The organism is Polaribacter sp. OB-PA-B3 (assembly GCF_054589375.1).
This window is the reverse complement of sequence record NZ_BAAIIX010000004.1, coordinates 25930-51910: the sequence shown is the minus strand read 5'-3', so window position 1 is coordinate 51910 and position 25981 is coordinate 25930. Positions and strand designations below refer to the sequence as shown.

Here is a 25981-nt window from a genome sequence, read left to right as displayed (position 1 = left end):
TTTTAAAAAGTATATTTTAGTGTAAAACCAACTTTAGGAGCATCAAATAAAATAGGATCTTGAACAAATGAAGGTTTAAATGATAAATTATCATCAGTATTAAATTGTATTAAATGTGCATTTACACTAGCTTCTACAATCTGCAATACATAAATAATTACACCCCACATTAAAGATAAATCTCTATTTTCTCTTAATTGTTCTTGTGCTCTTTCTAGCGTTTCTAGAGATACCGTAACTTCTCCTAAGTCATTGGTAAACTCATCCTGAAAACCAGATTTTCTAAGTTTATAAGCGGTTCTGTATCGTTTATATTCGCTGTTGTTATTTAAATAAAAGTAAGTAGGTGTTGCCATAGCGCCCCAAACTAATGGTGCTTTCCAGTATTTTTTATTATAAATTTGACCCAAACCAGGAAAAATTGCAGAATAAAAAGCAGCTTTAGCTGGTGCTAAAGGTTTATAAACACCTTCTTGTATAATAAGGTTCTGTTTTGTCTTAACCTTTGTTGAATCTTTTTGAGCAAAAAGATGAAAAGAAAAAAACAAAACAGAAATGGTTATTATAATTTTTTTTGAAATCACTTATTTTAATAAGTTTTTTATTCGGTTAAAATCTTCTTCAGAATGAAACGGTATTGAAATTTTTCCTTTTCCGTTTGCACTCACAGAAACATCAACTTTATGACCAAAATAATCGCTAATATCTTTTAAGCTATTTTTTACAAAAGTTGGTACAGTTTTTTTCTTAGGCTTAGCAATAGATCCAGATTTTAAGCTTTTTACTAAATCTTCTGTTTGTCTTACAGAAAGTTTTTCTCTTAAAATTTTTTCATAAATAGCTAACTGATCTTCTGTATTATCAACATTAATCATTGCTCTACCATGGCCCATAGAGATAAAACCATCTCTCATACCTGTTTGTAATATTGGGTCTAATTTTAGCAAACGTAAATAGTTTGTTACCGTAGACCTTTTTTTACCAACTCTTGTACTTAATTCTTCTTGTGTTAATTGAATTTCGTCAATTAAACGTTGGTAAGAAAGTGCAACTTCTATTGGGTCTAAGTTTTTACGCTGAATATTTTCTACCAATGCCATTTCTAGCATTTCTTGGTCATTTGCTAGTCTAATATAAGCTGGTACAGTTTTATTACCTATTAGCTTAGAAGCTCTAAATCTTCTTTCACCCGAAACTAACTGAAATTTATTACTTTCTAATTTTCTAACAGTAATTGGCTGTATAACACCTAATTCTTTAATAGAACTAGCAAGTTCTCTTAAAGCTTCTTCATCGAAATATGTTCTAGGTTGATACGGATTAACATCAATTTTATCTAATTCTATTTCAATAATACTACCAACTAATTTGTCTGCATTTTTATCTGATGCAGAATTTATATTTGGTGTATCTTGTTGTAATAAAGCAGATAATCCTCTTCCTAGTGCTTGTTTCTTAGTCGCTTTTGCCATCTTACGAATTCTTTTTTAATAATTCTTGAGCTAAATTTAAATAATTTACGGCTCCTTTACTTGTTGCATCATAAGCAATAATGCTTTCACCATAACTTGGTGCTTCTCCCAAACGAGTATTTCTTCTAATAATTGTATCAAAAACCATAGAAGAAAAATGTTTTCTAACTTCATCAACTACTTGATTCGATAATCTTAAACGAGCATCGAACATGGTTAATAATAAACCTTCTATATCTAAACTTGGGTTGTGTATATTTTGAACACTTTTTACAGTGTTTAACAATTTACCCAAACCTTCTAATGCAAAATATTCACATTGAATTGGTATAATTACAGAGTTTGCAGCAACTAAAGAGTTTAATGTAATTAAACCTAAAGATGGGGCACAATCTATTAAAATATAATCATAATCGTCTTTAATTTCTTCTAACGATTTTTTTAACATGTATTCTCTTTCTTGTTTATCTACAAGTTCTATTTCAATAGCAACTAAATCTATATGCGCCGGAATGATGTCTACATTAGGAGAATCTGTTTTAATAATTGCGTCTTTAGCCGATAAAGTGTGCTCTAAAACATGATAGGTTCCGCCTTCTACAGTTTCTACATCTATACCTAAACCAGAAGAAGCATTTGCTTGAGGATCTGCATCAATCAATAGAACTTTTTTCTCTAAAACACCTAAAGAAGCTGCTAGATTTACACTTGTTGTTGTTTTACCAACACCACCTTTTTGATTTGCTATTGCAATAATTTTACCCATGAAAATAAATAGATTTATCTAAATGTAAAATTACATTTTTTTATGATTTTTAGAAGTGAAAGATGTTAACAAATGAATAAAATTTTAAAAAACTGATAATCAGTAAATTAAATTTATTTTTATTTTCTTTTTACACAAATTGATATCATAAAAAACCGAAGGAATCCTTCGGCTTTTTACTAAAAAACAACTGCTATTTTTTTGGTATATTTTTTAATATTTCAATTAAAAAGTTCCAGAATTTTTGTGTTGATGAGATGCTTGCGCGTTCATCTGGTGAATGTGCGCCTCTAATTGTTGGTCCAAAAGAAACCATATCAATTTCTGGATAATTTTGTCCTAAAATGCCACACTCTAAACCAGCGTGACAAGCTGCAACATTTGCTTTTTCTTTATGTATTTCTTCATATAAATTAGAAACTATATCTAAAATTTCAGAATTTACGTTCGGTTGCCATCCAGGATATTCTCCAGAAAAATCAACAGTAAAGCCAGATAGTTCAAAAGCAGATTTTAATGAATTTGCTAAATCTAATTTATTGGTTTCCGATGAAGACCTTGTTAAACAACTAATTTTAATATTGCCGTCTTTTGCAACTACTTTAGCGATGTTATTAGAGGTTTCTACCAAGCCCTCAATATCCGGACTCATTCTGTAAACTCCGTTTAAAGCTGTGTAAATTGATTTTATAAAACCTTCTTGCACGCCCAATTCCATTACCTTTTCAGGGTTTTTAGTTTCAGATATTTCTATGTTTAAATTTGGTTCTAAAGTTGCAAATTCTTTTTTTATGTTACTTACTAATAAGTTGCTTTCAAATAAAAAAGCTTCTTTAGAAATTGCATCAACAGTAATAATAGCAAAACTTTCTCTTGGTATAGCGTTTCTTAAGCTACCACCATTTATTTCAGATATTCTTAAACCATAATTAGTAAATCCGTCAAATAACAAACGGTTCATTATTTTATTGGCATTTCCCAAACCTTTAATAATATCCATACCAGAATGTCCGCCATTTAAACCATTTACAGTGATAGAAAAGGCATTTGAGTTTTCTGGTACTTCTTCTTCTTTGTATGTTCTTGTCGCGGTAATATCTACGCCACCAGCACAACCCATTCCTATTTCATCATCTTCTTCTGTGTCTAAATTTAATAGAATATCACCTTTTAAAATATTGCCTTCTAAACCCATTGCGCCAGTCATTCCGGTTTCTTCGTCAATTGTAAATAGCGCTTCAATAGTTGGATGTTCAATTTCTGTAGAGGCTAAAATAGCCATTATTGCTGCAACACCTAAACCATTATCTGCGCCAAGTGTTGTGCCATCTGCTTTTACCCAATCTCCGTCAACAATCATTTTAATTCCTTCAGAATCAAAGTCAAAATTAGTTGCTGCATTTTTTTGGTGCACCATATCTAAGTGACTTTGTAAAACCACTGTTTTTCTGTCTTCTAAACCTTTGGTAGCTTTTTTATTGATAATTACATTACCAACTTTATCTACAAATGTTTCTAAATTTAGTTTTTTACCAAAATCTACCATAAACTGTATAACACGTTCTTCTTTTTTTGAAGGACGCGGAACAGCGTTAAGGTCTGCAAACATATTCCAAACTTCTTTTGGTGCTAAATTTCTAACTTCTGTGCTCATAAAAATGTTTTAATTTAAAGTGTAAATTTACGAGATTTCGATAACACTTTCTGTTAGATTTTTCCTAACTTTTGATAAATCTTTCATATAATCGTCATCGGCTCTAAAACCAACAGGAAGTACTAAAACAGATTTTAGATTATGGTTTTCTAATGCTAAAACTTCATCATATTTAGAAGGAATAAAACCTTCCATAGGACAAGAGTCTATATCTAAACTTGCACATACGGTTAGTAAATTTCCTAAAGCAATGTAAGCTTGGTTTTTATTAGAAATAGACAATTCTTCTTGTGTTTTTTTCTGAATCTCTGCCGTTAAAAAATCTTTAAAAGGATTTAAAATTTCATCTGGTGTATTTCTTATTTTTTTTACTAAGTTAAAATATTCTGTAACTTCTTTTGTTGTGTAATTGTCTTGTATACAAATGACAAAAAGGTGAGAGGCTTGTGTAATTTGCTGTTGATTAAAAGAGTAAGGAAGTAGTTTTTCTTGAACTTCTTTATTATGAATTACAACTAATTTTATAGGTTGTAAACCATAAGAAGTAGCTGTTAAATTAAAAGCTTCTTTTAGAGTATTTACTTGTTCTTCTGTTAGTTTTCTATTAGCGTCAAACTTTTTTACAGCATAACGCCATTTTAATTTATCTATAATATTCATTTGTATTAAGCTGATTTTATTTAACAAAAATATGACATTAAAATTGCTTAAATAAAATTGCCTAATTATATAAATCTATAGAAGTATCAATTTTTTTGTACATTTAAATAAAAAACTATGAATGAAGATTTTCTTCATTATGTCTGGAAATATAAAATATTTTCTAGCGTAAAACTGTGCACAATAAATAATGAAACACTCTCGATTCTTAAAACAGGTTTACATAATCAAAATGCAGGACCAGATTTTCTAAATGCACAGATAAAGATTGATGACCAAACTTGGGTAGGAAATGTAGAGATTCATTTAAAATCATCAGATTGGTATATGCATAACCATGAAGTTGATACGAATTATGATGCAGTAATTTTACATGTTGTTTGGGAGAACGATACTTTAATTTACATGAAAAATAATAAGGCGATACCTACATTGGTACTTAAACCTTTTGTAGATAAAAATCTTTTAAAGAATTATAAGAATTTATTGTTTTCTCCAAAAAACTGGATTCCTTGTGAGAAAAGTTTTACACAGGTAGATTATTTTACTTTTAATAATTGGAAAGAACGTCTATTTTTTGAGAGATTAGAAAGGAAATCATCAGAAATTAAAATACTTTTAGAACTTGAGCAAAATAACTTTGAAGCAGTTTTATTTCAGTTATTAGCTAAAAACTTCGGATTAAAAATTAATGGAGATGCGTTTTTGGCTCTCGCAAAATCAATTGATTTTTCGGTAGTAAAAAAAGTAAGTTCAAATTCTACACAGTTTTCTGCCTTACTTTTTGGTCAAGCGGGATTTTTAGAGGAAGGTATTCAGCATAACTATTATATGCTTTTAAAAGAAGAGTATGGTTTTATAAAACATAAATTTAAACTAAAACCAATGTTAAATAATCAGTTTTCTTTTTTTAGAATGCGCCCTAATAATTTCCCTACAATAAGAATTGCGCAACTAGTGGCATTATTTTCTAAAGAGAAAAATTTGTTTTCTAAAATTATTGAATCCAATAAGCTCAAAGACTTTTATGATTTATTTAAAATAGAAATAAATGATTTTTGGCAAACGCACTATAATTTTGAATCAGTTTCTAAGAAATCACCTAAACGTCTTACCAAATCATTTATAGATTTATTAATTATAAATACAATAATACCTTTAAAGTTTATGTACCATAAGGGTAGAGGTGAAGTAAATGAAGAAACTTATTTAGAAATTTTAAGGGAAATTAAATCAGAAAAAAACAGTATTATTTCTAAGTTTACAGAGTTAAAAGTTTCTTCTGAAAATGCATTCGACTCACAAGCTTTATTAGAGCTTAAAAACAACTATTGCGCATTAAAACGATGTTTAGAATGCGCAATAGGTAAAAATGTTTTAAGTAAAAGTTAGATTACTTTGGATCTAAAATGTTGTTAATGTTTACAATTAAATCTTTGTAATGATACTTAGATATTTTATTTATAGCTCTTTTACTAGCAGTGTTTAACTGATATTTTAATGTTGTTAATTCTCCTCTAACAATTGAAGAGATATCTGTACTTGTAGCAGATTTATCATTCATTAATATACCTAATCTTTTAATGAAAGATTTTTGAAGCTTTCTTCTTTGTAAGTCTACGTTTTTAGTGCTTTTAGCTTCAGAAAATATTCCTTTACGTAAATCGCTTATCATGTCTGATGCAGGATAGAAATCATCTTGAATAACCTCTGCTTCAATCATTCTTTCTAAAGTTCTATAATTTAATAATGTTGCTAGATTTCTGTCTTGATAACGACCTAGCTTTTCTGTGTAACCAGTTTCGTCTATTTTGTTTAGAATGTTTTTATCAAGTAACCAATTCTGAGTTTTAAAGACGTTATTTATTAACCAATTTATAGATTCTTTTTGAACGTTTTTAGAAACTGGTACATAAATAGCTCCTTTTTGAGATGGTTTTTTATTGAATTCGTAAACTCCACCAATATTACCAGTAACATGGCCAACATAACGTCCCCAAACACTTAATAATTCACCGTATAATTCATTTAAATCTTCATAATTATTTGTTTGATTAGATGTCCAATTAGGTAAGTTTTTTGCAACAATTTTTAAGTTTTTTACACCATATGTGCTAGATTTAACTTGATTGTTACCAATTCCTTCCGTTTGCGCAGATGGATCAAAACGTTGCCCACCAAATCTATAAATTGGGTCATTTCCTTTTTCTTCAATCCATTTATCTAAAGTTTTAACTTCTTGTTCTGGTGAAGTAGCATTTGGTATTTTTCTATAACCCCAATTAATAGCATAATGATCGTAAGGCCCAAGTTGTCTAATAAAACGTATGTTTTTATCACCAGGTTGCGCAACGTAATTATACCTTGCATAATCCATAATTGTTGCTGCAATTCCGTTTTTTTGAGTAAAATCACCAGACCTTAAAGAATCTGTTGGATAAGCATAACTAGCAGCCATGTTATGAGGTAATCCTAAAGCATGACCAACTTCATGAGCAATTACCATGCGCATCATGTCCCCAATTTCTTCATCTGGTGTGTCTAAAGTTCTAGCCGAAGGGTTTGCCGCACCAGTTTCTAATAAGTATCTATTTCTATAAGAACGTAAATGATTGTGGTACCAAATAATATCGCTTTCTAAAATTTCACCAGATCTTGGGTCAGAAACACTTGGTCCTGTTGCGTTTCTTGTTGTACTTGCCACGTATCTAATAGAAGAATAACGAATATCTTCCATACTAAATTCTGGATCTTCTTCTTTTGTTGGAGGCATTTTTGCCATAATTGCATTTTTAAAACCAGCAGTTTCAAAAACTTTTTGCCAATCATCTACACCTTGTTTTATATATTTTCTTAGTTTTTCTGGCGTTGCAGGATCTAAGTAATAAACAATCGGTTTAATTGGTTCTACCAATTCACCTCTATTGTAAGCCGCTTCATCCTTTGGCTCTAATCTCCATCTTCTTATATATCTTTTACTGTCTGCCTTTAAAGCTTCAGAACTATAATCTACATTACCAATTGTAAAATAACCAACTCTTTTGTCGTAAATTCTAGACATCATTGGCTTTTCTGGTAATAAGATCATTGATTGATTAATTCGCATAGAAATCGTATTTGTGTTTCTATTACTTGGTGGTGCATCTGCATCAAATGTAAAATCTTGAATTACTTCTATATTTTTTGGGTAACTTTTAATACTACTGATAAAACTTCTAGAAGCATCTAATCTTCTTACTTTGTAGTTTCTTCTGTAACTTGATGGTAAGCCAGAAATAGCTTTAACATCTGTAGAGAAAAACTTGGTAACGTCTACTAAAACTGCTGTAGAATCTATATTTTGAGATTTCACATCAAAAGCATAAATTACTGGTTCTAGATTGTTTGCTCTTACAGATTTGTAAATAGGTAAATTATCTTCTGCAATAGCGTTATAAGATTTTACTTTTAATAAGATTTTGTTTTTATATTTTTCCCAAACAATAACTTGTGTGTTAATTTTAGAACCAGCATTTACATAACCGCCACCTAAATTAGCAGGAATTTCTTTAATTCTGGTTACTAATAACATTTCTTTACCTAAATAAGAATTAGGAATTTCATAAAGAAATTTATCTTTATTTTCATGTACTTTAAATAAACCATCATCAGTCTTTGTGCTTTTTTTTACAAAGTCTGAATATTTAGGAGTTTTACTTTTTTTAGGAGCTTTGGTTTCTGTGTTTTTTTCAGTTTTATTTTTCTTCTTTAATTTAATTCTACCACTTTGACTAAATAAGTCTGATGTGAATAGGAGAGAAGTGACTAATGAAAATAAAATTATTTTTTTCATGATAGATTGGTTAATTAATAAGTCTACTAAATTATTAAAATTAGCTGTAGTAGATTCTTATATTTCTGTTAAAAAAAAACCTCAAAAAACAGTATTTTTTTGAGGTTCTAATAAATCTTATAAATAAAATATTTCTAGTATAAGCTTTTAAATTTTTCGGGATTTGATTCGTGCATAATATCATAAATCTTCTCGAAAATATCTTCTGCAGAAGGTTTAGAGAAGTAGTCTCCGTCTGTACCATAAGCAGGTCTATGTGGTTTAGATGCTAATGTAGCAGGTTTACTGTCTAAATATTGATATCCGTTTTGTTTCTCTAAAATTTCTTGCAAAATATATGCAGATGCTCCACCTGGTACATCTTCATCAACAACTAATAATTTATTTGTTTTAGCAAGACTTTTAACACAATCAGAATTTAAATCAAATGGCAATAAACTTTGTGCATCTATAATTTCAATATTAATTCCAACTTGTTGTAATTCTATAGCTGTTTCTTGAACAATTCTTAAAGTAGATCCATAAGAAACAACAGTAATATCTGTACCTTCTTTAACGGTCTCTACATAACCAATTGGTGTTTTAAATTCAGCTAAATTAATTGGTAATTCTTCTTTTAATCTATAACCGTTTAAACACTCTACAACTAAAGCAGGTTCATCTCCTTCTAATAAAGTATTATAAAAACCAGCAGCTTTAGTCATGTTTCTAGGTACCAAAACATGCATTCCTCTAATGTTATTTATAATTCCGCCCATTGGTGAGCCTGCATGCCATATACCTTCTAATCTATGACCACGAGTTCTAATAATTAATGGTGCTTTTTGTTTGCCAAAACTTCTGTAATGTAATGTTGCTAAATCATCACTCATTATTTGTAAAGCATACAGTAAGTAATCTAAATATTGTATTTCTGCAATTGGTCTTAAACCACGCATTGCTAATCCAATACCTTGTCCTATAATTGTAGCTTCTCTAATTCCTGTATCAGAAATTCTAATATCACCGTATTTTTCTTGTAAACCTTCTAATCCTTGATTTACATCACCAATAAAACCTGCATCTTCACCAAAAATTACAACTTCTGGATGTTTCTTTAAAATTGCATCAAAATTATCTCTCATTACAATTCTTGCATCTACCAAGTTTTGTTTTTGAGCATAAACTGGTTTTTTAGCGCTTACATTTAAAGCACTGTGATTGCTTTCGCTATACAGATAAGAAGAATATTTATAAGCTGCTGCATCAATAGTTTTTTTAATAAAGTTTTGAAGTTCTATTTTCTCAGAAAATTCTTCATCTTTTATATAACGAAGTGTTTTTCTAGTTGCAATTAAAATATCTTTTCTAATTGGTTCTACTAATTTTTCTAAATCGTTTTTAAGTTTTGTAATAAAAGCACTGTTTTTGCTTTTTTTAGCTACTCTTTCGAGTAAGCTCGAAGCAATTTTTACTTCTCCTATTAGTTCGTTGTTATAAGCGTTCCAAGCATTTCTTTTTGCAGTGGTAACTGTTTTTTTTGCTTCTTTTTCTAAAATGATTAAATCGGCTTCTGAATCGACAAAACGTAATGTTTCTCCGTTTTCTGTTTCTAATTCAAAATCTAAAATCCATTTTCTCATTTTAGCTATACAGTCGTGTTCTTTTTCCCACTGTAATCTTTCTTTTCCTTTGTATCTTTCATGAGAACCCGATGTAGAGTGCCCTTGTGGTTGTGTTAATTCTTTAACGTGAATTAATACAGGTACATGCTCTTCTCTAGAAATTTTGGCTGCTTTATTATATGTGTCGATTAACTTTACGTAATCCCAACCATTTACAACAAATATCTCGTAACCATTGGCATTATTATCTCTTTGAAAACCTTTTAAGATTTCAGAAATACTTTCTTTTGTTGTTTGGTGTTTTGCGTGAACAGAAATTCCGTATTCATCATCCCAAACACTCATAACCATTGGTACTTGTAAAACACCAGCTGCGTTAATTGTTTCGAAAAATAAACCTTCGCTAGTACTTGCATTACCTATTGTTCCCCAGGCAATTTCATTACCATTCTTAGAAAAATTAGTTTTATTTTGAACACTTTTTTCATTTCTATAGATTTTAGAAGCTTGGGCTAAACCTAATAGACGAGGCATTTGACCAGCTGTTGGAGAAATGTCTGAACTAGAATTATACTGTTCTGTTAAGTTTTTCCAACTTCCATCTTCATTTAAACTATGTGTTGCAAAATGACCACCCATTTGTCTACCAGCAGACATTGGTTCTATTTCGATATCTGTATGCGCATATAACCCTGCAAAAAATTGTTGTGCAGTTAACTCTCCTATTGCCATCATAAAAGTTTGATCTCTGTAATATCCAGATCTAAAATCTCCTTTTTTAAAGGCTTTTGCTAATGCCAATTGTGGTACTTCTTTACCGTCTCCAAAAATTCCGAATTTAGCTTTACCAGTTAAAACTTCTCTTCGACCAAGTAAACTACATTCTCTACTAATTTTAGCAATTTTATAGTCGTTTAAGACCTCTGCTTTAAAATCTTTAAAAGAAAGTTCTTTTGTATCTTGAGTAAGTGTTTTCTGAGCCATATTTTTCTTGAATTATACTTTTGCAAAAGTAGTCATTTTAGTTGATATTTAAAAATTTCTTATTTATTTAGTAATTTATCAACAAATTAATGTTTTTAGTTTAAAATTTTACGAATAATTAAATTTTATACATTTATTTTAAAAATCTCTATGAAATAGAACTAAATGTAGATTTTTAATGAATATTATAAAATTTTATTAAACATTGATTAATGCTTATGTAAAGAAAAGTGCTATGTTAAAGTTGTCTTAAAATTAGAAGAAGTTAGAGCTGGTTTTTATAAAAATCCTCGTCTAAAGAAATTGTAAATAGACCCCAAATCTCCGGTAAAAGTAAATCTAATTTTTTGAGGATATGCTTCTTGTGAAACTTCCCAACCGTTGTTAGAGTATAATGGTAAATAAATTTCGAAAATATTATGAATAAAATTTAATCGGATTCCGTTTTCATAACCAAAAAATAAATATTGGTTTTTATTTTTAAGGAAAGCAACATCATTATAAAATTCTACCCATCTCCATAAACCAATACTAGAGTTTAGGGATAACATATATTGATTGGCAAACCTTGTTGGTAAAACAGATTTAAAACCACCTTCTGTGATAATGAATTGTTGGCTAAATATACCAGAGTCTTCTGATCTACCATAATAATTTAACTCAAATAAATAGTCATTAGCTCTATCTAAACCAAAACTAAAGTAATCTCCTTCAGATTTATTATGAAAAAAAGCACCCGCAAAAACTCTAAAATCTAATTGTGTGTCTGAGGTTGTTAATTTTCTAAATCTAAAATCTGCAGAGATTTTAGAGAAATTTTTAGCAACTTCACCAGTAAAGCTATATCTAGTTTCATTAATAATATCAGGATTAATGTAGTTGTAGCTTAAACTAAAAACGTTATAGTTGTCTTGATCTGTTTTGGTTTCTAAAGGAGAAATTTCTTTATTTATATGTACAATTTTTGCTCTTAAATTCTCTGTACTAGCATCTCTTAAAGACTTTCTTTTAAATTGAATATCTACATAAGGTATTAAAGAACTATAAGATAATTCTGGTGCATACTGTAGGGTGTTTCCTGCAATACCATAAGTAATTTTATAAATATCTGTTTCTTCAAAAAACTGGTTGTACGCTACAGAAAAAGAACCATTAATCATTTTACTTCTAGTAGCGTATCCCGGAGAAATTTTAAATTCTAAATTTCTTTTTATGATTGGTTTGTTGTGTAATTTTACACCCAAAATTAATCCGTCGTAAAAATTATATCCAAAACTAGGTTGATAAAAAATCTGATTGTAATTTGGTGCTTTAACGTCTTTAATTAAAGAGAATTTTAAAGGTTTGTTAAATAGTTTTCTTTTGATGTTGTAATAATTGTCAAGTGTATTGTATTCTGGATAAATATTTTCGTAGTTCAATGCAATTTGATCAAATTTACCCTTTGGTAATGTGGTAGATAGCGTATCAGATATGTTAGTAAACCATTCTTTATATTTAATTTCTTTATTTTTTATACCGTATAAAGCAATAGGAGCAGTAATATTTCTTTTGTTTTTTAGCGTAACTTTTAAGCTATCTTTTGTTTCTGAGACTTTATCAATAGTGTAATCTATTTTTTTATTTGTTTTAATAAAGTCTTTAAAAAACCAAGAAACATCTTTTGAGGTATTTTTGGTAAGAATTTCTTTAAAATCTGAATCGTTCGTAACGTTAAGCTTGTTATTCTGATAAAATTCTTTAATGCTCGAATTTAAAATCTTTTCACCTAAAAATCCTTTAAGGTAAGTAAAACCTAAACCAGCTTTGTATTTGCTTACTATTCTTCTATTAAAATTAGATAAAGAATCTGCCGGAGTATTTAGGGCTTGATCTAAAAATTGTCTTGCAGTAAATTGATATACAAAAGGGTATTTTTCATTAAACTGAAGTTTAGAAATATTAAACCTTTTTAAAAACCAAGAATTTGAAGCTTTACCTAAAAGTTTAATTTCAGGATAATATTTATTTACATATTCTATCATTAAATAATTTTGCAAACCATCTATTAACCAATAATCTTTCCTTTCATTAATTAGTAAAGTTTGTTGTAAATATTTTTTTGATAAAACTTTAAATAAGGTTAGGTCTTGTTTAAAAACATCAGAAAAAGGTCTTATAAAACTTGGTAATTGTGTTAATCCATAGATAGGGTTTTGCTTTCGTATTACTTCATCAATAAAAATTTTATCAGTTGGTAAAACTCCTAAATACGAAGTTAAAAAGTTTAATTCTCTATTTAAAATTACTTCAGTTAGATTTTTGTTGAAATCATCTTGTAAAATATCAGTTTGAATTTCATGGCTATCTGTATAAAATTTTTTAAAGGTATTTTTTCTTTGGATGTCTAAAATAACATCTTTTTGGTTTTTACCATAAAGCTTGTAAGTAGAATAAACTTCTGCGGTATTAGTTTTCTGCTGTTTTAAACTACTTGTTATGTTTAGATAATTGGGTAATTTAAATTGAATGTTAAAAGTGGTATAATCTTCAAATAAATCGTTAAGATTTAAATTACTCATTATCTGCCAACCATCTTTGTAAATTGCAGGAGTTAAATACCAGTATCTTAATCTGTATCCGTTATTGTATTTACCGTAACCAGTAAATTTAGAGTTTGTAATTTTTAAAATATAGGTAACATTAATTTTAGTAGTTTCTTTTGGTTTTAAAGGTTTGTTTAAAAATAATTGTAAAATATCTTGTTTGCTTTCTAGCTCTTTATAAACAATGTTATTAAAGTTTATTGTGATGTTTTTGATTTCTGAGAAACCAATATCTTTTTTATTAGCAAAATATAAGTCTTTTCTAAAATCTTGAATAAAACGTTTGGAAAGTGGTGTTTTTCTATCTTTAAAACTGTTACCCCAATTATGAAGGAAAATATGGTTTAACTCTTGATTAGAGGTGTTTGTGTAAATGATTTCTTGTTGAATTAACAATTTATCGTCTTCTACGTTTAAAGTGGCCTTAACATTAATAGCATTTTGTTGTGCTAAGTTAAAGCCACTATAAAGTAGTATGAAAAATAGTATATAAACTTGTTTTTTCAATAATTAAGAATAAATTAATTAGCGTTAATTAATTTTTAGAAGTTTGGTTTTAATTGATATTTCGCGTAGAACTTGTTAAAATGTTCAACAGCTTCTTCAGCAGTATCTACCACTCTAAATAAGCTCAAATCTTCTAAGCCAATATTTTTTTCTGTTATTAGAGTATTTTTTATCCAATCTAATAATCCACCCCAAAATTTAGAACCTACAAGTACAATTGGAAAACGACCTATTTTCTTGGTTTGTATAAGTGTAATTGCTTCGAAAAGTTCATCTAAAGTTCCAAATCCACCAGGCATCACAACAAAACCTTGAGAATACTTCACAAACATAACTTTACGTACAAAGAAATAATCGAAATCTAAACTTTTACCTGGATCAATCCAAGGATTATCATGTTGTTCGAAAGGTAATTCAATATTTAAACCAACAGAAAGCCCTTTACCTCTGTTTGCTCCTTTGTTACCAGCCTCCATAATTCCTGGTCCACCACCGGTAATAACTCCAAAACCTGCTTGCGTTAATTGATAACCAATTTCTTCTGCTAATTTGTAATAAGGATGATCTGGTTTTGTTCTTGCAGAACCAAAAATAGAAACACAAGGACCAATTTTACTTAATTTTTCATAACCTTCTACAAACTCTGCCATAATTTTAAATATAGCCCAAGAATCGTTTGTTTTAATTTCGTTCCAAGTTTTGGTTTGAAGTTTTTCTTTTATTTTTCTATCGTCATTTGTCATTTTAAGTGTGTTTTATTTATTTTATCATGCTTTAAAAAAGAAAAGCCTGCTAAATTAGTAATTTTTTTAAGAATTTGGCGGTGTAACTAGTTTTATGTTTTGCAATTTCTTCTGGTGTACCTGTAGTTAAAATTTTACCACCCTTTTTACCACCTTCCATACCAACATCAATAATGTAATCTGCTAATTTTACAACATCTAAATTATGTTCTATAATTAGTACGGTATTACCTTTATCTGCTAATTTATTTAAAACTTCCATTAGAACTCTAATATCTTCAAAATGAAGCCCGGTAGTTGGTTCATCTAAAATATAAAATGTGTTACCTGTATCTCTTTTCGATAATTCTGAAGCTAGTTTAATTCTTTGGGCTTCTCCACCAGAAAGTGTAGTAGATTGTTGCCCAAGTGTTATGTAGCCCAAGCCAACATCTTTAATTGTTTTAAGTTTTCTGTGAATTTTAGGAATTTTAACAAAAAAATCTGTAGCGTCTTCAATAGTCATTTCTAAGACATCAGAAATAGATTTTCCTTTGTATCTAATTTCTAAAGTTTCTCTATTAAAACGTTTTCCTTGGCAAGTTTCACACTCTACTTGCACGTCTGGTAAAAAGTTCATTTCTATTACACGAACTCCGCCACCTTGGCAAGTTTCGCATCTACCACCTTTCACGTTAAAAGAAAATCGCCCAGGTTTGTAACCTCTAATAGAAGCTTCGGCAGTTTTTGCAAATAAACTTCTTATTTCATCAAAAGTCTTTGTGTAAGTTGCTGGATTAGATCTAGGTGTTCTGCCGATAGGAGATTGATCGATGTCGATAACTTTATCAATATGTTCTAAACCTTCAATTTTTTTGTATGGCATCGGTTTTTTAACACCTCTGTATATATGAGCATTTAAAATTGGATATAAAGTTTCGTTGATTAATGTAGATTTTCCGCTACCAGAAACGCCGGTGACACAAATCATTTTACCTAAAGGAAATTCTACAGATACATTTTTTAGATTGTTACCTGTTGCTCCTTTTAACTTAATCGTTTTTCCGTTTCCCTCTCTTCTTTTCTTAGGAACTTCAATCTTTTTTCTTCCAGTGATGTAATCAGCTGTAAGTGTTTTCTGTTTTTTTAATTGACTAAATGTGCCTGCGGATACAATTTCTCCACCATGTTTTCCTGCTCCGGGACCAATATCAAAAACAAAATCTGCTTTTTCGATCATGTCTTGGTCATGTTCTACAACCAAAACAGAATTACCAATATCTCTAAGTTTGACTAAAGAATCTATTAATTTTTCATTATCTCTTTGATGTAAACCAATACTTGGTTCATCTAAAATGTATAAAACACCAACAAGTTGAGAGCCAATTTGAGTGGCTAAACGAATTCTTTGTGCTTCACCACCAGATAATGATTTAGATGTTCTATCTAAGGTTAAATAGTTTAAACCAACGTCTAATAAAAACTGAATTCTAGTTCTTATTTCTTTTAAGATTTCAGAAGCTATTTTTAGCTGCTTTTTAGTTAAATCTTTTTCTATGTTTTTAAACCATTTAGCAAGCTCTGTTACATCTAATTGGGCTAAATCACTTATATTTTTATCTAAAATTTTAAAATGTAAAGCTTCTTTTTTTAACCTTTTACCTTGGCAAGTAGAACAAGTAACTTCGTCCATAAAACCTTTTGCCCATCTTTTTATAGAAGTGCTTTCTGCGCTCTTGTACTGGTTCTCAATAAATGCGACAATCCCTTCAAAATCGATTTTATAATTTCTTCTTACACCAACAGTTTTAGATTCTATTTCAAAAGATTCGTTACCACCATTTAAAATAATATCTAATGCTTCTTTAGGGATGTCTTTAATTGCATCTGTAAGTTTGAATTTATAGCGTTCAGCGATATTCTGAATTTGTTTAAAAATCCAACTACTTTTTTGTTCTCCAAGCGGAGCAATTCCTCCATTTTTTATTGAGATAGTATCATCCGGAATAACTTTTGATAAATTAATTTCATTTGTTAAACCTAAACCATTACAAGAATTACAAGCGCCCTTAGGTGAGTTAAAAGAAAAAGTATTTGGTTCGGGATTTGGATATGCAATACCAGTTGTAGGGCACATTAATTCTCTACTAAAATATCTTGGGTTATTGTCTTCAACATCAATAACCATCATGATGTTGTTACCAGAGTATAAGGCGGTTTTTATAGTTTCATCTAGACGTTTTTCTACGGATTTGTTTACGGCTAAACGATCGATTACAACTTCAATATCGTGAGTTTTGTATCTGTCTAGCTTCATGCCTTTTTCAATTTCTTGAATTTTACCATCTACACGAACTCGTAAAAAACCTTGTTTAGAAATTTGCTCAAATAATTCTCTATAATGTCCTTTTCTAGATTTAATTAAAGGAGCTAAAACAGCTATTTTTTTATTATCAAAATCTTTTAAAATAAGGTCTTTTATTTGCTCATCAGAATAACTTACCATTTTTTGACCAGTGTTATAAGAATAAGCTTCACCGGCTCTGGCAAAAAGCAATCTTAAAAAATCATAAATTTCTGTAATGGTGCCAACGGTAGATCTCGGACTTTTATTTGTTGTTTTTTGTTCAATAGAAATTACTGGCGATAAACCATCAATTTTGTCTACATCTGGCCTTTCTAATCCTCCTAAAAATTGTCTGGCATACGCAGAGAAAGTTTCTATATAGCGTCTTTGTCCTTCGGCGTAAATAGTGTCAAAAGCTAAAGAAGACTTTCCGCTACCGCTTAAGCCGGTTATAACCACTAGTTTTTCGCGAGGAATTTTTACATCAATATTCTTTAAATTATGAGCTCTTGCTCCGTAAACTTCTATAAATTCTTGGTCTTTCAAATGTGCCTTATTTTTCAAAAAAAGCAAAGTTAATCATTAGAAATTTAATTTAAGAATCAATCTAAAAACCTTTGTAAATGTTTTTTAACTAGTTTTAAGATGTTTAAGAAATAAAAAATCTTCCTTTTAAAAATGTAAAATAGTATCTTGCGATATATTTAATTTGGTAAATAATGATAGACAGTATTCGTCATTTTTTCGAAAGAAATGGATTTGGAGTTTTTTCTAGATTGGCAGATAGATTAGGAATAAGGGCTTTAAATGTTCGTTTATTCTTTATATATGTTACATTTTTTACTGCAGGTTTGTCTTTTGGATTGTATTTAACAATGGCTTTTATTTTAAAGCTAAAAGATATGATTTACACCAAAAGAAGCTCGGTTTTTGATTTGTAAAATATGAAGTTTCTAAAATCGAAAATAAATAAAATTGCTTTACTAGTTATGTTAATAATTGGTGTTGGTACAATTGGTTATATGTCGCTTTCTGGCTATAATTTTGTAGACGCACTTTACATGACTGTAATTACTGTAACAACAGTTGGTTTTGGTGAGTTGCAACCTTTCTCGCCGGCAGAAAAAGTATTTACAATCTTTTTAATTTTAACAAGTATTACCATTTTTGGTTATGCGGTTTCTTCGTTTTCAGAATATCTGGTAAGCGGTAAATTATTTCAACATTTTAAACACAGAAAAGTGGAAAAACAAATAAATCATTTAAAAAACCACACCATTGTCTGTGGTTACGGTAGAAACGGTAAGCAAGCAATATTAAAATTAAAAAACTATAATAAAGAGTTTGTTGTTGTAGAAAAAGATAAAGAAATGATTTCTTTTTTAGATTCTGAAGGAATTTTAAATATTGAAGGAGATGCAACTCTAGATGAAACTTTATTAAAAGCAGGTATCGAAAAAGCTTCTTTTTTAATAACAGCTTTACCTTCGGATGCGAATAATTTATTTGTCGTATTAACTGCAAGTCAATTAAATAATAAGTGTACAATTATTAGTAGAGCTTCTAACGAGTCTTCTTACAAAAAACTAAAATTTGCAGGTGCAAATAACGTAATCATGCCAGATAAACTTGGTGGAAATCATATGGCTTCTTTAGTTACCACGCCAGATGTTATAGAGTTTGTAGATCGATTAACAATAGAAGGAGAGACAACGGCAAATTTAGAAGAGATAGCTGTAAACGATTTACCAACAAAATTTCTAAATAAAACTATTTTAGATTTAGATTTAAGAAAGCAAACCGGTTGTACTGTAATAGGTTTTAGAAACCCAGATAAAGATTATGTAATTAATCCAGAGGCAAATATCAAATTGGTAGAAAACTCTCAATTAATTGTTTTGGGTAGACCAGAGCAAATTATTAAATTAAGACAAATCTTTTAAATGAAAAAAGTAATTATTACCGGTAGTAATGGTTTGTTGGGTCAATCTTTATTGAATTTATTATTAAAAAGTAAAGATTCTTATGGTGTTTATGGTTTCTCTAAAGGAAAGAATAGAAGCGGAAGAGAAGATTTTAATTACACTACTTTAGATATTACAGATAAAGTTTTATTAATTGATACTGTTTCTAAAATTAAACCAGATTTTATTATAAATACAGCAGCTATGACAAACGTAGATGCTTGTGAAGATTCTAGAGAAACTTGCCATAAATTAAATGTGGAAGTTGTAGAATCTTTAAAGGGTATTTCCAAAAAACTTAAAATACATCTAATTCATATTTCTTCGGATTTTATTTTTGATGGCAAAAAAGGATATTATAAAGAGTCTGATGTTCCAAATCCTTTAAGTTATTATGGTGAGTCAAAATTAAAATCAGAACAAGTTTTACTGAATTCAGAAATAGATTTTACAATTTTAAGAACAATTTTAGTCTACGGAAAAGTTTTTGACATGAGTAGAAGTAACATTGTACTTTGGGTAAAAAATATGTTAGAAAGCGGTAAAGAAATTACAATTGTAGATGATCAATTTAGAATGCCAACTTATGTAGAGGAGTTAGCATTGGCTTGCAAGATAGTTATTGATAAAAAAGCAAAAGGCATTTTTAATATTTCTTCGGATAAACTACTTAGCGTATATGAAATCGCACAACAAATTGCAGAGGTTTTTAATTTGAATAAAAATTTAATAAAACCAATTTCTACCAAGACATTAAATCAAAAAGCTACAAGACCTGCAAAAACCGGTTTCGACTTAACTAAAACGAATAAAGAGTTAGGCTTTAAAACAAATTCTTTTAAAATAGATTTACAAAAGTTTAAAGAAACGTTGTTATAAAGTTACTTTTAACGCTTAAAACTTGTTAAAAGAGCATTTTTTTATGATATTGCGGGTCACTAAATTTAAATTAATCAAATTTCTATTATGAATAAAAAACTTCTTTCGTTGTTAATGTTAGCAACGCCCTTTTTTACATTTGCTCAAGAAAAAGGTTTAGATCAACAAATTGATGAGGCATTTGGTAATGCAACAGGATGGTTTGTAGATTTTATTTTTTATCAAATTCCTTTTACAGATACTATTAGTATTTATTGGGTTTTATTCCCATTAATCTTAGGGGCTTTATATTTTACAGTTTATTTTAACTTTATCAATTTTAGAGGTTTTTTTACATCTATAAATATTGTTAGAGGTAAATATGACGCTTTAGAAGGTAAAGGCGAAAATAAAGCTATTGAAGTTTCAAATACTGTTTCAACAACAGAAGAAGGTGATAACCCAGATACCATTAGAGTAGAGGGGCATGAAGGAGAGGTTTCACATTTTCAAGCATTAACAGCTGCGCTTTCTGCAACTGTAGGTCTAGGTAATATTGCAGGAGTTGCAATTGCTGTTTCAATTGGTGGTGCAGGTGCAACTTTCTGGATGATTGTTGCTGGTTTCTTAGGTATGGCGTCTAAGTTTGTAGAATGTACTTTAGGTGTAAAATATAGAGATATTGAAGCAGATGGTACCGTTTACGGAGGGCCAATGTATTACTTAACAAAAGGATTAAAAAATAAAACTCTAGGTAAGATTTTAGCAGCTTTATTTGCAATTTTTGTTATTGGTGGATCTTTTGGAGGAGGAAACATGTTTCAGGTAAATCAAGCATTTCAATTAGTTCAAAATATTACAGGTGGTTCAGAGTCTATTCTAGCAGGTAAAGGTTGGTTATTCGGTTTAGTTATGGCTGTTTTAGTTGGTATTGTAATTATCGGAGGAATTAAGAAGATAGCTAAGGTTACCGACAAAATTGTACCATTTATGGTTGCAATTTATGTGGGAGCAGCATTATTTGTAATTTTTGCAAATTATGATATGATTGGTGATGCTTTCGTACAAATTTTTGATGGAGCTTTTAGTCCAGAAGGGATTGCTGGTGGTGCAATAGGTGTAATGATTCAAGGTTTTAGAAGAGCAGCATTTTCTAATGAGGCAGGTATCGGTTCTGCTTCTATCGCGCATTCAGCAGTAAAAACTAAATATGCAGCAAGTGAAGGGATGGTTGCTTTATTAGAGCCATTTATAGATACTGTTGTAGTTTGTACAATGACAGCTTTAGTATTAATTATTACAGGTAATGTAACTGCAGAAAATGCATCTTTAAATGATGCACAAGCAATTTTATTAACTTCAGGAGCATTTGAGTCAGCAATTTCTTGGTTTCCATACGTATTAACAGTTGCAGTAGTTTTATTTGCATTTAGTTCTATGATCTCTTGGTCTTACTACGGTTTCCAAGGTTGGTCTTATTTATTCGGAAGATCAAAAAAGATGGAATACACTTATAAAGTTATTTTCTGTATTTTTGTTGTAATTGGTGCTGCAGCTAGTTTAGGTTCTGTAATTGGTTTCTCAGATGCAATGGTATTTGCAATGATGGTTCCAAACATGATTGGTTTAATTCTTTTAGCGCCTAAGGTTAAAGAAGAATTAAAGAAATATATGAGTGCTATTAAAACAAATAAAGCATAAAAGTATAAATGAACATATTTAAATCCCATTTCTGGTATAATAAAAACCAAAGAAATGGGATTTTTTTATTGGTTATAATTATAGCTTTATTCCAGATTGCTATTTATTTTTTTAAAGATTCAGGTAAAAGTGTATCATCATCTCCCGATAAAAGAACTTTAGCTTTTTACAATAAGATTGATAGCTTAAAATTAGTAGCTTTAGAATCTAGCAAGCCTCGGTTATATCCATTCAATCCAAATTATATTACAGATTATAAAGGCGCGCAATTAGGCATGTCTATAAGTGAAATAGACAAATTACTTGCTTACAGAAAGCGTAATCAATTTGTAAATTCAAAAGAAGAGTTTCAAAAAGTTACAAATATTTCTGATTCACTTTTAAATAGAATTGCCCCGTATTTTAAGTTTCCCGATTGGATTAACCAGCAAAAAGTAAGTGGAAACAAATCTAATATAGTGAAACATTCTAAAATAAAGAATAATATTTTATCTACTACAGATATTAATAAAGCAACTTTAGAAGATTTTAAAACAATTAATGGTGTTGGAGATAAAATTTCAGCTAGAATTATTAAGTATCGTTCTAAATTACAAGGATTTTCTATGTTAAGTCAATTAGATGAAATATGGGGTTTGAAGCCTGAAATTTTGGTTAAAATTAAACAAACCTTCAAGCTTGTTAAATTGCCATATATTCAAAAAATCAATATAAACACGGCTACTTTTAAAGAAATTCTTAAAACTCCGTATGTAGATTATGAATTATGTAAAAAGATATTTGAGTATAGGGATGAGGTAGCTGAATTACAAAATATTGCACAATTAAAAAATATCAGTGGTTTTCCGTTAGATTTGTATGACAGAATAGTCTTATATTTGGTAGCTAAATAAACAATTCAAAATTCTTACCAGATGAACAGTATGTACTTTACTGAAGAACACGATGCTTTTCGTGCAAGTTTTAAAGATTTTTTACAGAAGGAAGTAGTTCCTCATATTGATAAATGGGAAAAAACAGGAACCATAGACAGATTTATTTGGAAAAAATTTGGCGAAATGGGATATTTCGGTTTGTGTACACCAGAAGAGTACGGGGGATTAGATTTAGATTTATTCTACACCGTAATTTTTTTAGAAGAATTACAAAAGGTTAATTCAGGTGGTTTTGCAGCAGCAATGTGGGCGCATGAATTTTTAGCAATGACACATCTTAATAAAGAAGGTACAGATTTTATCAAACAAAAATATCTTGTGCCAAGTGTAGAAGGCGACAAAATTGGTTGTCTTTGTATTACAGAACCTTTTGGCGGAAGTGATGTTGCGGGTATGAGATCTACAGCTATAAAAAAAGGCGATAAATATATTTTAAACGGATCTAAGACTTTTATAACTAACGGAGTATATTCTGATTATTTAATTGTTGCAGCTAAAACAGACCCTTCAGATAAATATAAAGGGATTAGTATTTTTGTAGTTGATAGAGAAGCAAAAGGTATTTCTGCAACTAAATTAGATAAATTAGGTTGGAGAGCATCAGATACAGGAGAAATTGCTTTTGATAATGTTGAAATTCCTGTAGAAAACTTAATGGGAGAAGAAGGAAAAGGTTTTCCTTACATTATGCAACATTTTGCTTTAGAAAGATTAATAATGGGTGTAAATGCACATGCAAGAGCAGAATTCGCTGTAGATTATGCAATTAATTACATGCAAGAAAGAGTTGCTTTTGGTAAATCTCTAGATAAATTTCAAGCTTTAAGACATAAAATAGCAGAAATGTCTAGTAAAGTAGATATGTGTAGAGAGTATAACTACTCAATAACAAAAAGGTTAGATTTAGGAGCTTATGTTGTTAAAGAAGCAAGTATGTCTAAGTTATTGTCTACTAAGATGGCAGATGAAGTTATTTATGATGCTTTGCAACTTTTAGGAGGTTATGGTTATATGGAAGAATATCCGATGGCGAGATTATTACGAGATAGTAGGTTAGGGCCAATTGGTGGAGGAACTTCAGAAATATTAAAAGAGATTATTGCTAAAATGATAATAGATAACAAAGAATATAAACCAGCAACCTAATAAATTTTTATATTTTATTATTTTTTGACATGATAATAATTATTAAAAACTGTTTTAAACTATTGAAAGTTAGTGTAAATAGAAGATTTAAAATAATTTTACTTTAGTAATTGTTATTTCATAATTTGTAACTACATTTGCAAACCAAAAAATAAACCAAATAGCCAATGCGCTATTCAAAATATAAAGATACTATGAAGGGAGGTGCTAACTTATGTTAATTATACCTATTAAAGAAGGAGAAAATATAGATAGAGCGTTAAAGCGTTATAAAAGAAAATTCGATCGTACTAAAACGATGAAGAACTTACGTAACAGAAAAAACTTTACAAAGCCATCTGTAGCGAAAAGAGCTCAAAGAATAAAAGCTTCTTACGTTCAAAGACTAAGAACACAAGAAGAAGTTGGATAGATCTAACTTATTCTTAAAATAATAAATCTCGTACTAAATTTAGTGCGAGATTTTTTTTGCTTAAAAAACACTAAATTTGATTATAAAATTTCAATAATGATAATCAATTCGTTTTTAGAGTATTTGTCCTTAGAAAAAAAATATTCTAAACATACTGTAACTGCATATAGAACAGATTTAATTGCTTTTAAAGAATTTTGTTTGTCAGAATTTGATTTAAAAGATTTGTTAGAGGTAAAATACCCTTTTGTCAGAAGTTGGATTGTCAATATGGTAAATTCTAATATCTCAAATAATTCGATTAATAGGAAGATTAGTTCTCTAAAGTCATTTTACAAATTTTTGCAAAAAACTGGTCAATTAGATAGTAATCCGTTAGCAAAACATAAAGCTTTAAAAATCAAGAGGAAAGTTCAAGTGCCATTTACAGTAAATGAGATTAACTCTGTTATAAATAATTTAAAAGATGATGATAGTTTTGAAGCATTTCGGAATAAATTATTGGTAGAGTTATTATACTCAACAGGAATAAGAAGGGCTGAATTGATTAACATAAAATTGAAAGATGTAAATTTTTCTAATAACACTTTAAAAGTTTTAGGTAAAAGAAATAAAGAACGTTATGTACCAATATTACCATCTGTATTAGTTTCTATGACCAAGTATTTAGAAGAGAGAAATAAAGAGGGGTTTATTTCAGAATATTTACTAATTACTTCAAAAGGAAATAAATTATATGAAACACTTGTTTACAGAATTATAAATTCTTACTTTAGTCATGTCTCATCAAAGGTAAAAAAGAGTCCGCATATTTTAAGGCATTCTTTTGCGACACATCTTTTAAATGAAGGGGCAGATTTAAATTCGGTTAAAGAGTTGCTAGGGCATTCATCTTTAGCCTCTACGCAAATCTATACTAGTAATAGTTTAGAAGCAATAAAAAAAGTGTATAATAATGCTCACCCTAGAAGCAATAAAAAAGGATAAAGTATGAAAGTATTCACGCAATCAGTAAATTTTAATGCAGATAGTCAATTAATAAAGTTTGCAGAAACTAAGGTTTTAACATTGTCTAAATTTCATGATAAGATAGTTGATGCAGAAGTTTTTTTAAAAGTTCAAAATACAAGTGATAAAGAAAATAAAATAACCGAAATAAAAATTAATATACCTGGTAGTGAGTTAATTGTTAAAAGAGAAACAAAAACTTTTGAAGAAGGTATAAATGCTGCTGTAGATAATTTAAAGAGGCAGTTAAAAAGGTCTAAAGAGAAATTAAGAAATTCTATGATTTCATAAAGTGAAAAAAAATAAAAAAAAATTAAAAAAAAGTTTTGGAAATTGAAAAAACTTTATACATTTGCAATCCGTTAGAAATAGCGGGTTGTTTTTGTAACAACAAAAGCCGATGTAGCTCAGCTGGCTAGAGCAGCTGATTTGTAATCAGCAGGTCGTGGGTTCGAGTCCCTCCATTGGCTCAATAAATTAGATTACAGTTGTAATTTAAAAGTTCATTAAAATAGTAAATTATCGGGGAGATACTCAAGCGGCCAACGAGGACGGACTGTAACTCCGTTGACTATGTCTTCGCAGGTTCGAATCCTGCTCTCCCCACAATTTACAATTTGCGAAAGTAGCTCAGTTGGTAGAGCGTCAGCCTTCCAAGCTGAATGTCGCCGGTTCGAACCCGGTCTTTCGCTCAAAAATACCAGCAAGCCGGTGTAGCTCAGTTGGTAGAGCGCATCCTTGGTAGGGATGAGGTCGTGGGTTCAAGTCCCATCGCTGGCTCATTTTTTATGTATTATTAGACACTAAATATATTTAAACTAAGA

The 25981-nt window shown here is 29.5% G+C and carries 20 protein-coding genes and 4 tRNA genes; 14 read left to right on the top strand and 10 right to left on the bottom strand.

What is annotated here, in order from left to right; translation table 11 throughout:
* Positions 1-2 precede the first annotated feature (2 nt).
* The 5 genes from ACYPV9_RS08905 to ACYPV9_RS08885 form a co-directional block, all read right to left on the bottom strand.
* On the bottom strand, positions 3-584 hold the full coding sequence (locus tag ACYPV9_RS08905) for a DUF5683 domain-containing protein (RefSeq protein ID WP_299065408.1): 582 nt from the start codon (positions 582-584) through the stop codon (positions 3-5).
* Complete coding sequence (locus ACYPV9_RS08900) at positions 585-1472, bottom strand: ParB/RepB/Spo0J family partition protein (RefSeq protein WP_299065411.1); 888 nt, start codon at positions 1470-1472, stop codon at positions 585-587.
* Between the two features lies 1 nt (position 1473).
* The gene (locus ACYPV9_RS08895) at positions 1474-2238 is read right to left on the bottom strand and encodes a ParA family protein (protein WP_077808806.1); all 765 of its coding nucleotides are present in this window, start codon (positions 2236-2238) and stop codon (positions 1474-1476) included.
* A 193-nt stretch (positions 2239-2431) separates the two neighbouring features.
* Positions 2432-3892, bottom strand: coding sequence for an aminoacyl-histidine dipeptidase (locus tag ACYPV9_RS08890; RefSeq protein WP_459743099.1), 1461 nt, complete (start codon positions 3890-3892; stop codon positions 2432-2434).
* 27 nt (positions 3893-3919) lie between these two features.
* Entirely contained in the window at positions 3920-4552 is a 633-nt protein-coding gene (locus ACYPV9_RS08885) for an NAD(P)H-dependent oxidoreductase (protein WP_459743097.1), read from the bottom strand.
* A gap of 117 nt (positions 4553-4669) precedes the next feature.
* Here ACYPV9_RS08885 and ACYPV9_RS08880 point away from each other — a divergent pair, with 117 nt between their 5' ends.
* Complete coding sequence (locus ACYPV9_RS08880; RefSeq protein WP_459743095.1) at positions 4670-5944, top strand: DUF2851 family protein; 1275 nt, start codon at positions 4670-4672, stop codon at positions 5942-5944.
* A gap of 1 nt (position 5945) precedes the next feature.
* Here ACYPV9_RS08880 and ACYPV9_RS08875 read toward each other — a convergent pair whose 3' ends face one another.
* From ACYPV9_RS08875 to uvrA, 5 genes are all read right to left on the bottom strand, one after another.
* The gene (locus ACYPV9_RS08875; RefSeq protein WP_459743093.1) at positions 5946-8384 is read right to left on the bottom strand and encodes a zinc-dependent metalloprotease; all 2439 of its coding nucleotides are present in this window, start codon (positions 8382-8384) and stop codon (positions 5946-5948) included.
* 134 nt (positions 8385-8518) lie between these two features.
* The gene (locus tag ACYPV9_RS08870; protein WP_459743092.1) at positions 8519-10972 is read right to left on the bottom strand and encodes an alpha-ketoacid dehydrogenase subunit alpha/beta; all 2454 of its coding nucleotides are present in this window, start codon (positions 10970-10972) and stop codon (positions 8519-8521) included.
* A gap of 278 nt (positions 10973-11250) precedes the next feature.
* Positions 11251-14064, bottom strand: coding sequence for a gluzincin family metallopeptidase (locus tag ACYPV9_RS08865; protein ID WP_459743090.1), 2814 nt, complete (start codon positions 14062-14064; stop codon positions 11251-11253).
* 35 nt (positions 14065-14099) lie between these two features.
* Positions 14100-14807, bottom strand: coding sequence for an LOG family protein (locus ACYPV9_RS08860; protein ID WP_299065429.1), 708 nt, complete (start codon positions 14805-14807; stop codon positions 14100-14102).
* Positions 14808-14856: 49 nt separating this feature from the next.
* On the bottom strand, positions 14857-17679 hold the full coding sequence (uvrA, locus tag ACYPV9_RS08855) for an excinuclease ABC subunit UvrA (protein ID WP_459743087.1): 2823 nt from the start codon (positions 17677-17679) through the stop codon (positions 14857-14859).
* A gap of 173 nt (positions 17680-17852) precedes the next feature.
* On the opposite strand from uvrA, the gene ACYPV9_RS08850 reads away from it, so the two are divergent.
* The 13 genes from ACYPV9_RS08850 to ACYPV9_RS08790 all read left to right on the top strand — a co-directional run bounded on the left by ACYPV9_RS08850 (position 17853) and on the right by ACYPV9_RS08790 (position 25937).
* Complete coding sequence (locus ACYPV9_RS08850) at positions 17853-18074, top strand: PspC domain-containing protein (protein ID WP_299065435.1); 222 nt, start codon at positions 17853-17855, stop codon at positions 18072-18074.
* 3 nt (positions 18075-18077) lie between these two features.
* Positions 18078-19076, top strand: a complete 999-nt coding sequence (locus tag ACYPV9_RS08845) for a potassium channel family protein (protein WP_299065437.1) — start codon at positions 18078-18080, stop codon at positions 19074-19076.
* Positions 19077-19976, top strand: a complete 900-nt coding sequence (locus ACYPV9_RS08840; protein ID WP_459743084.1) for an SDR family oxidoreductase — start codon at positions 19077-19079, stop codon at positions 19974-19976.
* A gap of 87 nt (positions 19977-20063) precedes the next feature.
* A complete protein-coding gene (locus tag ACYPV9_RS08835) occupies positions 20064-21656 on the top strand; it encodes an alanine/glycine:cation symporter family protein (protein ID WP_459743082.1) in 1593 nt (530 codons plus the stop codon).
* 8 nt (positions 21657-21664) lie between these two features.
* Positions 21665-22549: a helix-hairpin-helix domain-containing protein gene (locus ACYPV9_RS08830; protein WP_459743080.1), complete on the top strand. Its 885-nt coding sequence runs from the start codon at positions 21665-21667 to the stop codon at positions 22547-22549.
* Between the two features lie 21 nt (positions 22550-22570).
* The gene (locus ACYPV9_RS08825; RefSeq protein WP_299065447.1) at positions 22571-23737 is read left to right on the top strand and encodes an acyl-CoA dehydrogenase family protein; all 1167 of its coding nucleotides are present in this window, start codon (positions 22571-22573) and stop codon (positions 23735-23737) included.
* 214 nt (positions 23738-23951) lie between these two features.
* A complete protein-coding gene (gene rpsU, locus ACYPV9_RS08820) occupies positions 23952-24149 on the top strand; it encodes a 30S ribosomal protein S21 (protein ID WP_026777225.1) in 198 nt (65 codons plus the stop codon).
* A gap of 96 nt (positions 24150-24245) precedes the next feature.
* A complete protein-coding gene (locus ACYPV9_RS08815; protein WP_299065449.1) occupies positions 24246-25136 on the top strand; it encodes a tyrosine-type recombinase/integrase in 891 nt (296 codons plus the stop codon).
* A 3-nt stretch (positions 25137-25139) separates the two neighbouring features.
* Positions 25140-25448 (top strand): ribosome hibernation-promoting factor, HPF/YfiA family, encoded by a 309-nt coding sequence (hpf, locus tag ACYPV9_RS08810; protein WP_299065452.1) that lies wholly within the window; start codon positions 25140-25142, stop codon positions 25446-25448.
* Positions 25449-25553: 105 nt separating this feature from the next.
* A tRNA-Thr gene (locus ACYPV9_RS08805) sits at positions 25554-25627 on the top strand.
* Positions 25628-25681: 54 nt separating this feature from the next.
* Positions 25682-25763, top strand: a tRNA-Tyr gene (locus tag ACYPV9_RS08800).
* Positions 25764-25776: 13 nt separating this feature from the next.
* A tRNA-Gly gene (locus ACYPV9_RS08795) sits at positions 25777-25849 on the top strand.
* Between the two features lie 15 nt (positions 25850-25864).
* A tRNA-Thr gene (locus ACYPV9_RS08790) sits at positions 25865-25937 on the top strand.
* The last annotated feature ends 44 nt before the right edge of the window (positions 25938-25981 follow it).

Coding starts and splice junctions, on each gene's coding strand:
- ACYPV9_RS08900 (WP_299065411.1), bottom strand. CDS start 1,472: ATGGCAAAAGCGACTAAGAAACAAGCACTAGGAAGAGGATTATCTGCT.
- ACYPV9_RS08895 (WP_077808806.1), bottom strand. CDS start 2,238: ATGGGTAAAATTATTGCAATAGCAAATCAAAAAGGTGGTGTTGGTAAA.
- ACYPV9_RS08890 (WP_459743099.1), bottom strand. CDS start 3,892: ATGAGCACAGAAGTTAGAAATTTAGCACCAAAAGAAGTTTGGAATATG.
- ACYPV9_RS08885 (WP_459743097.1), bottom strand. CDS start 4,552: ATGAATATTATAGATAAATTAAAATGGCGTTATGCTGTAAAAAAGTTT.
- ACYPV9_RS08880 (WP_459743095.1), top strand. CDS start 4,670: ATGAATGAAGATTTTCTTCATTATGTCTGGAAATATAAAATATTTTCT.
- ACYPV9_RS08875 (WP_459743093.1), bottom strand. CDS start 8,384: ATGAAAAAAATAATTTTATTTTCATTAGTCACTTCTCTCCTATTCACA.
- ACYPV9_RS08870 (WP_459743092.1), bottom strand. CDS start 10,972: ATGGCTCAGAAAACACTTACTCAAGATACAAAAGAACTTTCTTTTAAA.
- ACYPV9_RS08860 (WP_299065429.1), bottom strand. CDS start 14,807: ATGACAAATGACGATAGAAAAATAAAAGAAAAACTTCAAACCAAAACT.
- ACYPV9_RS08850 (WP_299065435.1), top strand. CDS start 17,853: ATGATAGACAGTATTCGTCATTTTTTCGAAAGAAATGGATTTGGAGTT.
- ACYPV9_RS08845 (WP_299065437.1), top strand. CDS start 18,078: ATGAAGTTTCTAAAATCGAAAATAAATAAAATTGCTTTACTAGTTATG.
- ACYPV9_RS08840 (WP_459743084.1), top strand. CDS start 19,077: ATGAAAAAAGTAATTATTACCGGTAGTAATGGTTTGTTGGGTCAATCT.
- ACYPV9_RS08835 (WP_459743082.1), top strand. CDS start 20,064: ATGAATAAAAAACTTCTTTCGTTGTTAATGTTAGCAACGCCCTTTTTT.
- ACYPV9_RS08830 (WP_459743080.1), top strand. CDS start 21,665: ATGAACATATTTAAATCCCATTTCTGGTATAATAAAAACCAAAGAAAT.
- ACYPV9_RS08825 (WP_299065447.1), top strand. CDS start 22,571: ATGAACAGTATGTACTTTACTGAAGAACACGATGCTTTTCGTGCAAGT.
- rpsU (WP_026777225.1), top strand. CDS start 23,952: ATGTTAATTATACCTATTAAAGAAGGAGAAAATATAGATAGAGCGTTA.
- ACYPV9_RS08815 (WP_299065449.1), top strand. CDS start 24,246: ATGATAATCAATTCGTTTTTAGAGTATTTGTCCTTAGAAAAAAAATAT.
- hpf (WP_299065452.1), top strand. CDS start 25,140: ATGAAAGTATTCACGCAATCAGTAAATTTTAATGCAGATAGTCAATTA.